General features: G+C 70.7%; 13 protein-coding genes and 1 pseudogene. 4 read left to right on the top strand and 10 right to left on the bottom strand.

The window, feature by feature from the left end; translation table 11 throughout:
• Positions 1-2 precede the first annotated feature (2 nt).
• Together ACFV7R_RS31875 and ACFV7R_RS31870 are read right to left on the bottom strand one after the other, a co-directional pair.
• Entirely contained in the window at positions 3-500 is a 498-nt protein-coding gene (locus ACFV7R_RS31875) for a DUF6328 family protein (protein ID WP_385269636.1), read from the bottom strand.
• A gap of 130 nt (positions 501-630) precedes the next feature.
• On the bottom strand, positions 631-1,614 hold the full coding sequence (locus ACFV7R_RS31870) for an aldo/keto reductase (protein ID WP_385269634.1): 984 nt from the start codon (positions 1,612-1,614) through the stop codon (positions 631-633).
• A 100-nt stretch (positions 1,615-1,714) separates the two neighbouring features.
• Here ACFV7R_RS31870 and ACFV7R_RS31865 point away from each other — a divergent pair, with 100 nt between their 5' ends.
• Positions 1,715-2,200, top strand: coding sequence for a MarR family winged helix-turn-helix transcriptional regulator (locus ACFV7R_RS31865; protein WP_385269632.1), 486 nt, complete (start codon positions 1,715-1,717; stop codon positions 2,198-2,200).
• Positions 2,201-2,254: 54 nt separating this feature from the next.
• Here the strand turns inward: ACFV7R_RS31865 and ACFV7R_RS31860 are convergent, their stop codons facing one another.
• Positions 2,255-2,905, bottom strand: a complete 651-nt coding sequence (locus ACFV7R_RS31860; protein ID WP_385269630.1) for an FMN-dependent NADH-azoreductase — start codon at positions 2,903-2,905, stop codon at positions 2,255-2,257.
• Between the two features lie 157 nt (positions 2,906-3,062).
• Here ACFV7R_RS31860 and ACFV7R_RS31855 point away from each other — a divergent pair, with 157 nt between their 5' ends.
• Positions 3,063-3,731 carry a nitroreductase gene (locus ACFV7R_RS31855; RefSeq protein ID WP_385269628.1) on the top strand — a complete coding sequence of 223 codons (669 nt, stop codon included), beginning with the start codon at positions 3,063-3,065 and terminating at the stop codon, positions 3,729-3,731.
• Between the two features lie 13 nt (positions 3,732-3,744).
• Positions 3,745-4,002: pseudogene (locus ACFV7R_RS31850) on the top strand (LysR family transcriptional regulator); the annotation flags it as partial.
• Between the two features lie 36 nt (positions 4,003-4,038).
• Here the strand turns inward: ACFV7R_RS31850 and ACFV7R_RS31845 are convergent.
• From ACFV7R_RS31845 to ACFV7R_RS31820, 6 genes are all read right to left on the bottom strand, one after another.
• Complete coding sequence (locus tag ACFV7R_RS31845) at positions 4,039-4,977, bottom strand: hypothetical protein (RefSeq protein ID WP_385269626.1); 939 nt, start codon at positions 4,975-4,977, stop codon at positions 4,039-4,041.
• Positions 4,974-5,462 (bottom strand): hypothetical protein, encoded by a 489-nt coding sequence (locus tag ACFV7R_RS31840; protein WP_385269624.1) that lies wholly within the window; start codon positions 5,460-5,462, stop codon positions 4,974-4,976. Before ACFV7R_RS31840 ends, ACFV7R_RS31845 begins: the two co-directional genes overlap by 4 nt.
• A 3-nt stretch (positions 5,463-5,465) precedes the next feature.
• Positions 5,466-6,689 (bottom strand): macrolide family glycosyltransferase, encoded by a 1,224-nt coding sequence (locus tag ACFV7R_RS31835; protein WP_385269622.1) that lies wholly within the window; start codon positions 6,687-6,689, stop codon positions 5,466-5,468.
• Positions 6,686-7,657, bottom strand: coding sequence for a patatin-like phospholipase family protein (locus ACFV7R_RS31830; RefSeq protein WP_385269620.1), 972 nt, complete (start codon positions 7,655-7,657; stop codon positions 6,686-6,688). Before ACFV7R_RS31830 ends, ACFV7R_RS31835 begins: the two co-directional genes overlap by 4 nt.
• 390 nt (positions 7,658-8,047) lie before the next feature.
• A complete protein-coding gene (locus ACFV7R_RS31825) occupies positions 8,048-8,725 on the bottom strand; it encodes a ribonuclease H (RefSeq protein ID WP_385269618.1) in 678 nt (225 codons plus the stop codon).
• Positions 8,726-8,765: 40 nt separating this feature from the next.
• A complete protein-coding gene (locus ACFV7R_RS31820) occupies positions 8,766-9,566 on the bottom strand; it encodes a VOC family protein (protein ID WP_385269616.1) in 801 nt (266 codons plus the stop codon).
• Between the two features lie 156 nt (positions 9,567-9,722).
• On the opposite strand from ACFV7R_RS31820, the gene ACFV7R_RS31815 reads away from it, so the two are divergent.
• Positions 9,723-10,730, top strand: a complete 1,008-nt coding sequence (locus ACFV7R_RS31815; protein WP_385269715.1) for a zinc-binding alcohol dehydrogenase family protein — start codon at positions 9,723-9,725, stop codon at positions 10,728-10,730.
• A 65-nt stretch (positions 10,731-10,795) separates the two neighbouring features.
• On the opposite strand, the gene ACFV7R_RS31810 is transcribed toward ACFV7R_RS31815, so the two are convergent.
• The gene (locus ACFV7R_RS31810; protein WP_385269614.1) at positions 10,796-11,995 is read right to left on the bottom strand and encodes an esterase-like activity of phytase family protein; all 1,200 of its coding nucleotides are present in this window, start codon (positions 11,993-11,995) and stop codon (positions 10,796-10,798) included.
• Between the last annotated feature and the right edge of the window lie 169 nt (positions 11,996-12,164).

The raw sequence follows: 12,164 nt of genomic DNA, 5'->3' as shown, positions 1-12,164 counted from the left end.
CCTCACCGGCTCGTATGGCGGTGCCGCGTCCACATCGGCAGGGCATACCAGCACAGCAGGTACCACACGAGCACGGCGGCGACCAGCCACGGCACAAAGGGGTTGTGGGTCGCCACCCTCAGGATGAGCAGCAGCGAGCAGGTCATGGTGGCGAGCAGCAGGACAAGGCCCACGAAGGTCAGCCGGGACGCCCACGTCACCGCCTGCGGTTTCACCCGTCGGCCGGAGACGAGGCGGTGCAGGGAGACCGGTCCGATCAGTGCGCCGGTCGCCGCGGCGCCCAGGACGACGGTCACGATGTAGATCGCCTGGTCCGCGTCCTCCAGGGTCCGGTACGTGGGGGTGAACACGACGGTGAGCAGGAAACCGAACAGAATCTGCACGCCCATCTGCGCAACGCGGACCTCCTGGATGAGCTCCCCCCACATGCGGTCGGCCCTCTCCTCCTCGGTCTCGTTGCGCCCCCTGGGCCTGCTCGGACTGCCTTCCGTGATCGACACTGTTCCTCCCGGTGCGAACGACCGACGTCCTTCCCATCCGGGTTCCCCGTGCGCGCCAGAAGTGTCCGGGCAACCGACGGTCCGCCGTACGGTCGTCCCGCGGTCACCCGGGCACTCGCCGGACAGGCGGTTACCAGCGGCCCTCCACCTGGTCCTTGATCCGCCGGTCGTAGAGGTCCTGGATCGCGGTGAGCGTGGCGTCGGGCAGGGCGGGCAGCCTGGCGGCGGCCGCGTTGGCGCGGGCCTGCTCCGGCGAGCGGGCCCCGGGGATCACCGTGGTCACGCCGGGCTGCTGGACGATCCAGCGCAGCGCCAGCTGGGCCGGGGTGTACCCGTCGGGGGCGAGGGCGGCGAACTCGGCGGCGGCCTCGACGCCGGTGGTGTAGTCGACGCCGGAGAAGGTCTCGCCCTGGTCGAAGGACTCGCCGTGCCGGTTGAAGGTGCGGTGGTCGTTCTCGGGGAAGACGGTGTCCTTGGTGTACTTGCCCGACAGCAGGCCCGAGGCCAGCGGCACCCGGGCGATGATGCCGACGCCGGCCTCGCGGGCGGCCGGGAGCACCTCGCGCAGGGGCTTCATGCGGAACGGGTTGAGGATGATCTGCACGCTCGCCACGTTCGGGCGGGCGATCGCGGTCAGTGCCTCGGCGCAGGTCTCCACGCTGACGCCGTACGCGGCGATGCGCTCCTCTTCGACGAGGGTGTCCAGGGCGTCGAAGACCTCGTCCGAGGAGTAGACGGGGGTGGGCGGGCAGTGCAGCTGGACCAGGTCGATGCGGTCGACGCCGAGGTTGCGCCGGGACCGGTCGTTCCAGGCGCGGAAGTTGTCCAGGACGTAGTTCTCGGGGATCTGGTCGACGCGGCGGCCCATCTTGGTCGCGACCAGCACATGCAGATCCGGCCGGCCGCTCAGGAACGTGGCGATGGTCTGCTCGCTGCGTCCGTCGCCGTAGACGTCGGCGGTGTCGAAGAAGGTCACTCCCGACTCCGCCGCGGCCTCCAGCACTGCGAGGGCTTCCTTGTCGTCGACGTCGCCCCAGTCGGCACCCAACTGCCAGGTGCCGAGGCCGACGACGGACGCATGCTGATCCGACCTGCCGAATTCACGCTCATCCATGGCGTCAGTCTGTCACCCGGCACGCCCGCGCAGCTGACGTGGCCGCACCTGGTTTCAAACGAGACCGTATCGAATGAACGGATGGCTGTAGCGTGATCTCATGACCGCCGACGTTCCTCACCGAACCACCGTCTCGCGTGCGACCGACCACCCCGGGGACGAATCGCCTTTCGCGCTCGGCTTGCTGCTGCGCCGGGCACACTGGCGCGCGGTCACGGTGATGACGGAGGCACTCCGGCCGCTCGGCATCGAGTTGCGGCATTTCGCCGTGCTGATCGAGCTGGTCAACCACGGCCCCACGGTGCAGCGGGACCTGGCGACGGCGACAGGGTCGGACAAGGCGGGAATCATGCGGGTCGTGGACGACCTGGAGCGCAAAGGGCTGGCCGTACGCAAGACCGTTCCCGGGGACCGGCGGGTGCGGGCGGTGGAGATCACGCCTCAGGGACGCGAGCTTTTCGATGCAGCTCATGTGGCGGCGGAGCCGCTGGCCGAGCGTCTGGTTGCCGAACTGGGGCCGGGTGAGTCCGAGCAGCTGACGGATCTGCTGACCCGGTTCGCCCATCCCGCGGACGGTGAGGCGTAAGCGCGCCCGCGCGACGGTTGCCCGCCGCGTGGGCGCGCTTGCGCCTCATGGGGCTCAGGCGGCGAGACGCTCCGCGAGCTCCTTGGCCTTGGCGGCCGCGTCCTCGAAGGCGCGCTTGCGGGAGGCCTCGTAGAGGGGGACCAGTTCGGACATGGCCGGGGTGCGGGGGGCCAGGGTGAGTTCCGGGACGATGAAGTCGACGTCCAGGCCGAGCATGCCCTTGAGGACGGCCTCCAGGTAGTTCTGCACGTACTCGTAGGGCTCCTTCGGCGTGCCGGGCGCGTAGGAGCCGCCGCGGCTGGCGACGACGGTGACCGGGGTGCCCTGGGCGGAGGGGTTCTCGCCCGAGGTGCGGCCGACCATGATCACGTTGTCCAGCCACGCCTTGAGGGTCGACGGGATCGAGTAGTTGTACATGGGAGCGCCGATCAGGACGGCGTCCGCCTGCTCGAGCTCCTCGATGAGCTGCACGCGTGCGGCGAACGCGGCGGACTGCTCCGGGGTGTGCTCGGACGGGGCGGCGAAACCGGCGGACCAGGCACTGGCGGTGATGTGCGGGACAGGGTCGGCGGCGAGGTCGCGGTAGATCACCGCGCCCGCCGGGTGCTGCTCCTCCCAGGCCTTGCGGAAGGCATCCGCGACGGATCGGGACGAGGACGCCTCGCCAGGGAACACGGACGAGTCGATGTGCAGCAGTGTGGCCATGAGCTTTCTCCAAAGAGCGGTACCCGAGTCGGGGAACCAAGGGCTGAGGATCCGTACTCGACAATAGTTAAACATGAGACGGTATTGTGTGATACTATCGCATATGAAACTGAGAAGAAGGGGAGGGGCGCGTTGAGCGGATGGGAGTTAGGCGATCATGGACATCTATGAGGCGGTCACGAGCCGACGGGCAGTGCGCGGATTCACCGACCGGCATGTCCCGAGGGAGGCGCTGGAGCGCGTGCTGTCCGCCGCGGCCTGGGCACCGTCCGCATCGAACATCCAGCCGTGGCACGCCTACGTGCTGACCGACGCGCCCCTGGCCGAACTCAAGAAGCACGTCGGCGAGCGCCTGGCCACAGGCGACCCCTGGGACGAGCCGGAGTACGAGCAGTACCCGCCCACGCTGAAGTCCCCCTACGGCGAGCGCCGATCCGCCTTCGGCGCGCAGCGCTACGGCGCACTCGGTATTGCGCGCGAGGACCTGGAGGCGCGCCAGAGGGCCGCTGCCGCGAACTGGGACTGTTTCGGCGCACCCGCCGCCCTGTTCTGCTACATCGACCGCGACATGGGCCCGGCCCAATGGTCCGACGTCGGCATGTATCTGCAGACCGTCATGCTGCTGCTCCGCGCCGAAGGGCTGCACAGCTGCCCGCAGATGGCGTGGGCGAAGTATCACAGGACCGTCGCGGAGGTCCTGTCACCCCCGGACGAGCTCCTCCTCTTCTGTGGCATGTCGATCGGGTTCGAGGACGTCACGGTGGACCACGCCCGGACGGGCCGGGCGCCGCTCGACGAGACGGTCACGTTCGTCGATGGTTTCTGACACCGCCCACCCTCAGCCGATCGCCGCCAAGGACGTGGCGGGCGCGGTGGCGGAGGTCGCCGCGGGCGCCCGCTGAACGGCATGCGCACCATCGCCGGCCCGGAGAACTTCTCCCTGGACGAGCTGGGCCGGATCACCCTGTCCCGCAAGGGCGACAACCGTACCGCCGTCACCGCCCCCACCGCCGGCAGGTTCGCCGTCGTCAGAGGTGAGCGTCCTTACCGACAAGGACGCTCACCTCGCTCCCCCCCGCTACGCCGACTGGCTCTCCCGACTCGCTCGCGCCCTCCTGATCCTCTGGTTCGCCTCACTGCAACGGGTCGTCCGTTGCCGCGGTCGCGCCGTGGCGGGCGCGGATGAGCGCGATCACGGTGTCGGTGGTGCGGTCGAGGTAGCTGCGGCCGTCGGGCAGCCGGGCCTCCGGGCTGATGTAGCTGCGCGGCCCGAGGTGGGTGGCCGGGTCGAGCCGATGCACGGTGACCTTCCCGGCGCGGCGGGCGCGGTTCCATCCGCTGCGGCGGAACAGTCGCCACCGCTGAGGGAACATCCAGGTGCCGACCCGCTCGATCCGGTCACCCGCACTGGTGAGTTGGTGCACGTGCTCGGCTTGCGTGACGTCGTTGGCGCCGTTGTGGAACCCACCGAGTGTGATCACCATGAGCGGGGAGCGCAGCTGGGTGTGCAGTTCCTTGACCGCGCCCGTGGCGACCTGGGCGCCGCCGCTGTAGCTGAGCAGCACCACCGGGATACCGCTGTCGGGCTGGTAGCCGGCGAGCCGGAGCTGCGTGGCGATCTGGGAGCCGACGGCCCGGTTGTACAGGGGGCGGTACCGGTGGTCGGCGGCGACGAAGACCTGCATGACGTTGTGCAGGAACAGCAGCAGCCCGATGTGATGGCGCAGCCACGCCCACACCGGCCGATCGGCGAGCGGGTCGGCGAGCGGCGAGTAGGGCTGCACCTGACCCAGCACCCGCAGCTCCGGTGCTCCGGCGATCACGGCCTTGACCAGCTGGCCGCCGTCCCGGGTGTCGCGGAAGCGGCGTTTGCCGATGCCGTCCAGGTAGACCAGGTAGGCATCCGGGGGACTGTCAGGGGCCGCCCCCCGGGCATAGGGCACGCCCTCCGGGAGTTCGGTGACAGGAGCCCGCCAGCCGGCGCTGTAGGCCAGGACCTCGTAGCGGGCCAGCAGTCCTTCGGCGAGCAGAACCGGCCCCAGCGCGCAGACCCAGAGCAAGAAATCGTTCATGTGATCGTCTCCGGTACCCGGGCCGCACTGATCCGCACGACGAGACGGCGAACGCCCTCTACAGCAACACCGAGACCGGCCCCGGCGACGGCCACGCAACCGGCGGCACCCCACCAGCCGAGCCCGGTCGCCGTTGCGAGCGGGCCGGCCAGACCGGCCCCGACACCCACAACGAGCAGCAGGTGGAGCAGGGGCCCGAGCAACGGGAAGGCGAGGACGGCAGCGAGCACCAGCGGGGCGACCAGGCTCGGCGTCCACTCCAACCCGGTGCCTGGCGGTGGGGAGGACAGCACCAGCTCGGCCAGGGTCCACGCGGTCAGCGGCCACAGCGCGAACACGGCACCCTCGACGAGGCCGGCGGGCAGCAGCAACCCGGCCACCAACGTCCGGGACATGCCAGGCCGGCGCGCTACCAGCGGCAGGATGCGTCCGGCAGCCTCCGACAGCCCGGCGAACAGCAACAGGAAAACGACGACGGGGGACATCACTCAGCCTCGCTGTGGCGGATCGACGGGAGCCGACCGACGGACCGAGCCGGCCGCCTGCAGATACCGCTCGAGTTCGTCGGCGGCGCGCTGATATCCCCCCGCCTCGTGCTGGGCGACCTTCAGGGTGGCCCCGGCTGCCCGGAACCGGGGGTCGTCGAGCAGGCGCCGGGCGAGGGCACGCACGGAACGCTCGGTGACGTCCTGGGTACGGATCGACAGGCCGGCGTCGAGTTCGACGATGCGTCGGGCCACCATCGGCTGGTCGGCGCCCTGCGGGACCACCAGCATGGGAACTCCGGCGTACATGGCCTCGTTGACGCTGTTCATCCCGCCATGGGTGACGAACAGCGCCGCGCGGGCCAGCACCTCCGGTTGCGGCACGAAGCGGCGGGTGAGCACGTTGGCCGGCAACGGACCCAGTGCCTCGGGATCCGTCTGCCCGGTGGAAATGATCACGGTGCCGCCCAGCGGGGCGAGCGCGGTGGCGAAACTGCGCAGCACCTGCGGATCGGCGTTGAACACCGTGCCCAGCGAGGCGTACAGCACCGGGTCCTCAAGCCGGTCGGCCGGGAAGGAGGGGTCGACCGGTCGGGCGCCGATGCTCGGGCCGACGAACCGGTAGGACTGGTCGAAGTCCTCGACGGCAGGCTGGAACGCCCCCGAGGTGTAGACCAGATTGAGCGGCTGGCGGATGTTCAACAAATCGAGCAGTGGCAGCCCACGTGTGTCGAAACGGCGGTGCAGCTCCCAGCGCGACCGCAAGTAGCCCTGGAGGGTGCGGGGCCGGTCCGCAGCCGCGGCCAACAGGTCCCAGGAGCCGCGGGTGGGACTGGGCACATGCCGGTTGAACGCAAACATGGTGTACGACGACGCCGCCGGCACCCCGAGTTCGCGGGCGGCGACGGCGCCCCACAGACAGGAGCTGTCGTGGACGATCAGGTCGGGCCGGACGCGGCGCAGGTCGGCGAGCACCGCGGGCAGCAGGCGGACGGCGGTGCGTGCGAGTCCCTCCATCAGCGTGATCGGCGTCGGCGGATCGGGGAGCGGCTGGTCACCCCCGGGGTAGAGGCACACGGTCGCGCCGGCGTCCTCGATCTCCGCACGGAACGCGGGCGAGGTGTGGTACGTGACGGTGTGGCCGCGCCGGACGAGCTCGGCCACGACCGGCAGCGTCGGGTTGATGTGCCCGTGCATGCCGATGTTGAGGAACGCGATGGCACTCACAGGCCAGCCTCCGATATGGAAGAAGAAGTCGACGTCTCGCCCGGGTCGGCGGGTGTCGCCGAAGGGCCGTGGAGCCGGTACAGGCCCGGTCCACTGATGCGCAGCCCGTCGAGAAAGCGCCCCGCCGTGTGCTCCGCGGTGCTGATCAGCCGCTGGGAATGCCCGAAGTCCCACGGGGCGGGCCAGGCCTCGATACCGGTGGGCAGCACGACGGTCGGGATGTGCTGGGACACCTCGTGCAGGTCACGCTCGATCTGATGGTGCAACAGCAACAGCCCGGCCCTGGCGGCGATCGCACCGGCACGTCGGCGCGGGACGACCGGGCTCAACTCCGAACTCTCCGGCCCGGTCGACAGCACCACCACGCTGGCCGCCCCGGCCTGCTGGGCCGCCAGTACCGGGACATAGGCGATCACCCCGCCGTCGACGAGCGTCCGGCCCTCACGATCCACCGGGGGCAGGATCCCGGGAATGGCTGTGGTGGCCAGCAACGCAGACTCGAGGTCTCCCTCATCGAGCAGCGCCGGAGCGCCGGTGACCAGGTCCATGGCCACCGCGGTGAACGGCACCGCCAGCTGCTCGATCCGCGACGGCAGCCCAGCCCGGGCGATCAGTCGGCGCAGGCCGCGATCGGTGAAGACGCTGGCCCGTGAGTACAGGTAGCCGAGCGGATACACCTCACGGCGACGCAACTGGGTCCACACGTTGTCCAGCCATGGTGCGGCCCTGTCGGGGTGGGCGGCCGCGATGGCCCCGTTGAGGGCACCCACCGAGGTTCCGATGATCATGTCCGGCTGGAACCCGCGCTGCTCCAGCGCGTACCCGACACCGACATGCGTCGCGCCGAACACGCCACCGGCGCCCACCACCGCGGCCACGGGACGGGGAAGGGCGCGCAAGCCCACCGATGCCGGGTCCTCGGGCAGCGGGCTCGATGACTGGGGACGCGTCCCCCTGTCGCGCGTCACGGTTCGAGGCTTCTCATGGCCACGACCACTCGCCGAGTGGCCCCCGCTGAAGCCACAGCGTGCCCATGAGACTGGCCCCCGACCGGTACCCCTCATGATGATCGACCTTTCTCATCACGGCACTGAACGGATTGATCCGTAACTATGACCGGGCGGCCACCCGATCTGTGACACCGCAAACGAAGGTCGACGACACCGGCCCTGACGACCCTGGAAGTCCGGTGCGATTCGCCGGCACCCCGAAGGGGCGCGGGCCTGCATCGATATGCGGCTCCGCCGCGATGGGGAACCCCATGAGCGGGGGACCCCCCGCTCGAGCGAAGCCGAGAGTGGAGGAGCGATCAGGCTCCACCGGCCTGCAGCTCAAGCACCGCGCATCCAGCGGAGCGCTCAGGCGTCGACCGCCCGGCACTCCGGGTGGCCCCAGCCCTGGGCGTTCTTGGCGATGGGGTCGCCGGTCGCGTAGGGCCGGCCGCAGACGCAGCGGCCCGGGAACCTGGCCTTGAGCGTGCGGGCGGAGCCGGAGCGTGGCTTGGCCGTCGCGGACCGGCGGCGCGGCGCGGTCGGCGGGACGTCCGGCGCGGGCGGCGGCTCCGGTGAGCCGAGGCCGCTGCCCGCGGGTTCCTGCACGGTCGCCGCCTGGCTGGCGGCGCGGTCGGCGAAGTCGTTCAGCGGGTCGCCGTCGACCTGGTGGGCGGGCACGTAGCGGAACTCGACCGAGCGGCCGTCGAGCAGCTCGTCGATGCGCACCACCAGGTCCTGGTTGGCGACCGGCTTGCCGGCGGAGGTCTTCCAGCCGTTGCGCTTCCAGCCGGGCAGCCAGGTGGTGACGGCCTTCATGGCGTACTGCGAGTCCATCCGGATCTCGAGCGGCACTCCGGGGTCGGTCGCCGCCAACAGCCGCTCCAGAGCGGTGAGTTCGGCGACGTTGTTGGTGGCCCTGCCGAGCGGCCCCGCCTCCCAGCGGGTCGGGGTCTCGCTCTCGTCGGCGACGACCCAGGCCCAGCCCGCCGGTCCGGGATTTCCCTTCGAAGCCCCGTCGCACGCGGCCACCACTCGTTCACCCATGGTCCGATCATGCCATGCACGGGCCGGGCGCCGGAGCCGGTCAGGAGACGTCGGTGAGCTTCGGCATCTCACCCTCGGTCGTCGTGGTGTCGATCACCGAGAAGCTCGCGCCCTGTGGGTCGCTCAGCGCGGCAAAACGCCCGAAGGGGCTGTCCATCGGCCCGAAGCGCAGGATGCCGCCGAGCTTGGTGGCCGTGGCGACGGCGTCGTCGCAGTGGGTGACGCCGAAGTAGAGGTTGATGTACGGCGGCACGTCGGGCGGGAAGTCCTCGGTCATCTTCATCCGGCCCAGGACCGGGTTCCCGCTGAGGTTGAAGATCCGGAAGTCGATGCCGTTGTCGTCCATCTGCTGCGCCGTGTACGGGAACACGGCGGGGAAGAACGCGTCCGATTTCTCCGGATCGCGGGTGAAGACCTCGGCCCAGCAGAACGCGCCCGGCTGTTCCATGGGCGCCTCGAACCCCTCGTGGCTGCCCGCCTGCCACACACCGAACACGACGCCGCCCGGGTCTCGGGCCAGGCACATGGTGCCGAAGTCGCCGACCTGCATCGGGTCCATCACCAGCTCACCACCGTTGTCGCGGATCCTGCCCGCGGTGGCGGCGGCGTCCGGCGAGGCGAAGTAGAGGCACCACTGCGGCTGTTCCTCCTGGCCGGGCATGGGCGGTACGACGGCGGCGACCGCCTTGCCGTTCACGTAGGCCTGGGTGTAGTTGCCGTACTCCGACGACGTCTCGCCGAAGGTCCAGCCGAGAACCTCGCCGTAGAAGGTCTTGGCTCCCTCGACGTCCGTGAACATCGCGTCGGCCCAGCAGGGCATTCCCTCAGGTTTCACGGCCATGGCTGCGGCCCTTCCGGGATCGGTGGGGTTGTCCGCTTCCTCACGCTAGTCATCCGAAGGGCGGCCCGCGCGCCGAACGTGCCCTTCCGTTCCAGACTGGAGGGCGGAAGGCGGGTGGGGGCCGGCGAAGCGGGGCGCGGGATGGCGAACGGGACGATGCGGGCATGGTCGGTGGTGGCGCCGGGGCCCGTGGAGGAGGGCTCCCTGAGGCTGCTGGGGAAGCCGGTGCCGGTGCCCGGGGACGATGAGCTGCTGGTGCATGTGCGGGCCTGCGGGGTGTGCCGTACCGACCTGCATGTGGCCGAGGGGGATCTGCCGGTGCACCGGCCGGGGGTCACGCCCGGGCACGAGGTGGTCGGCGTGGTGGCCGGGTTCGGGGCGTCGGCGCGGGGTTTCCCCGTCGGCGAGCGGGTGGGCGTGGCCTGGCTGCGCCGCACCGACGGCAGTTGTGTCCACTGCACGCGCGGCGCCGAGAACCTGTGCCCGGCGTCGCAGTACACGGGCTGGGACGCCGACGGCGGTTACGCGCCGTACACGACCGTTCCGGCCGCGTTCGCTCACCGGCTGCCCGGCGGCCTCGACGAGGTGGCGGCGGCGCCCCTGCTGTGCGCCGGCATCATCGGCTACCGGGCGCTGCGCCGGGCCGCGCTGCCGCCGGGCGGACGACTCGGTCTGTACGGGTTCGGGGGCAGCGCCCACCTGTGTGCGCAGATCGCCCTGGCCGAGGGCGCCAGGGTGCACGTCCTGACCCGGGCCGCCGCAGCGCGACGGCTCGCGCTGGAGCTGGGGGCCGCCTCGGCACGGGACGCGTACGACCTGCCGCCGGAGCCGTTGGACAGTGCGATCCTCTTCGCCCCGGTCGGCGACCTGGTCCCCGTGGCGCTGAGGGCGCTGGACCGGGGCGGGGTGCTGGCGATCGCCGGTATCCATCTGAGCGACGTGCCACCGCTGCGCTACGAGAGCGAGCTGTTCTACGAGAAGGAGCTGCGCAGCGTCACCTCCAACACGCGCGAGGACGCCAGGGAGTTCCTGGCGCTCGCCGCCCGTCACGGGGTGCGCGCCACCACGCACGCCTACCCGCTGTCGGAGGCGGCGCGGGCCCTCACCGATCTGAAGGCGGGCCGTTTCGACGGGGCGGCAGTGCTGGTGAACGACCTGGCCTGAAGCCACGGGGCCTGGCCGCGTGCGACCCGGCGCGGGGGCCCGGTCTCCGGGCCCCCGCGCGTGTCTCAGCGGAACGCGCGCGGGTCGGCGTGCAGACGGTCCGTCAGCCGGATGGTGATGAACTCGTTGTTGTCGGCCTTGCCCGGCGTACGGCCGGACGAGAAGGGGAAGTTGTTGTCGTTCAGGACGGCCAGCGTCCGGTCGTTCAGGAGGACGACGTCCTCGATGGTGGTGAACGGGAACCGGAAGGTCTCGCCGAAGCCGCCGACGCCCTTGGGATCGGCGATGTCGAGCAGATCGGCCACCAGGGTCTTGTCCATCACCCCGTCGTCGTCGCGGTCACGGGTGTCGGCGAGGTAGATCCGCTTGAACTTGGCCGCGTCGCCCTGGCCGCCGTCGCGCTCGATGACCAGGAAGCGGTGACGGTCGACGGCAACGGCGTCGCCGATGGCGTGCGCGGTCGACTCCAGGCGGTAGACGAACCGCTTGCCGGTGTAGGCGCGCTGACGCAGGTCGAACTCACTGAACCGCAGGTCGCCGGGCGTGTCGCCGGTGACGCTGCCTTCCAGGAGCGGGTAGAGGCGGCGGCCGTCGACCGAGCGGACCAGGCCCTCGAAGCCCTTGCTGCCGCCGATGGTCGGCTGTGCACCGTTCAGGTACGGGTTCTCCGGCGCCTGCACTCCGTCCAGCGCAATGGGAGCTTCCAGGAGACGGCCCTTGGCGTCGAAGTGGAGCAGGAACGGGCCGAACTCGTCGCCCATCCAGTACGTGCCGTCGGCGACCCGCACGATCGACTCGACGTCGAAGTCGGCGCCGGTCAGCAGCCGGTCGGCACGGGTGAGCGGGAACGGCACCTTGTGGTGGGGGTCGCTCAGGTCGAAGCCGCCCAGCACCCTGACCTTCCCGGACTTCGCGTCCGGCTGGATGCGGTGGACGCGCAGCAGGTAGTCAGCGCTGTTGGCCTTGTTGCCGTAACCGTTGTCGGACAGCACGTCGAAGGTGCCGTCGTGGCGGTTGACGATGCCGCTGAAGCCCTGGACGGGCTGGTCCGCGAACGGCGCGGCGATGCCGTTGAACGGGCCGGCGCCGATGAGCGAGCCGGACGGCTCGCTGTCGGGAACGTAGGTCTCGGCCGGCAGGGAGGCGAACCCGGTGAGCGTGGCCCGCCCGAAGTCCCCGTCCGGGTGGCCGCTTCGGGCCGCAGCGGGGGAGGCCAGCGCCACGGTCAGGACAGCGGCGCCGAGCAAGATCGAAGTTCTTCTCATGGCGGGCACCGTAGAGACACCATATGACCAACACGCCAACACCGGTGGACGATCCCGCACACACGTACGGCACGGGCGGGCGTCCGCGGCTCCCGTGGCCGACGCGTGTCTTCCCCCTGCCGCCGGGGTGTGCTTGCCTGGGCAGCCCTGTCGGTGGCGGGGTGGGGGT

Origin of the sequence: Streptomyces sp. NPDC059866 (assembly GCF_042731325.1) — a bacterium.
GTDB lineage: Bacteria > Actinomycetota > Actinomycetes > Streptomycetales > Streptomycetaceae > Streptomyces > Streptomyces flavusporus.
The sequence above is the reverse complement of the archived record's forward strand: the minus strand, read 5'-3'. Positions and strand labels throughout refer to the sequence as shown.

Coding starts and splice junctions, on each gene's coding strand:
- ACFV7R_RS31870 (WP_385269634.1), bottom strand. CDS start 1,614: ATGGATGAGCGTGAATTCGGCAGGTCGGATCAGCATGCGTCCGTCGTC.
- ACFV7R_RS31865 (WP_385269632.1), top strand. CDS start 1,715: ATGACCGCCGACGTTCCTCACCGAACCACCGTCTCGCGTGCGACCGAC.
- ACFV7R_RS31860 (WP_385269630.1), bottom strand. CDS start 2,905: ATGGCCACACTGCTGCACATCGACTCGTCCGTGTTCCCTGGCGAGGCG.
- ACFV7R_RS31855 (WP_385269628.1), top strand. CDS start 3,063: ATGGACATCTATGAGGCGGTCACGAGCCGACGGGCAGTGCGCGGATTC.
- ACFV7R_RS31845 (WP_385269626.1), bottom strand. CDS start 4,977: ATGAACGATTTCTTGCTCTGGGTCTGCGCGCTGGGGCCGGTTCTGCTC.
- ACFV7R_RS31840 (WP_385269624.1), bottom strand. CDS start 5,462: ATGTCCCCCGTCGTCGTTTTCCTGTTGCTGTTCGCCGGGCTGTCGGAG.
- ACFV7R_RS31825 (WP_385269618.1), bottom strand. CDS start 8,725: ATGGGTGAACGAGTGGTGGCCGCGTGCGACGGGGCTTCGAAGGGAAAT.
- ACFV7R_RS31820 (WP_385269616.1), bottom strand. CDS start 9,566: ATGGCCGTGAAACCTGAGGGAATGCCCTGCTGGGCCGACGCGATGTTC.
- ACFV7R_RS31815 (WP_385269715.1), top strand. CDS start 9,723: ATGCGGGCATGGTCGGTGGTGGCGCCGGGGCCCGTGGAGGAGGGCTCC.
- ACFV7R_RS31810 (WP_385269614.1), bottom strand. CDS start 11,995: ATGAGAAGAACTTCGATCTTGCTCGGCGCCGCTGTCCTGACCGTGGCG.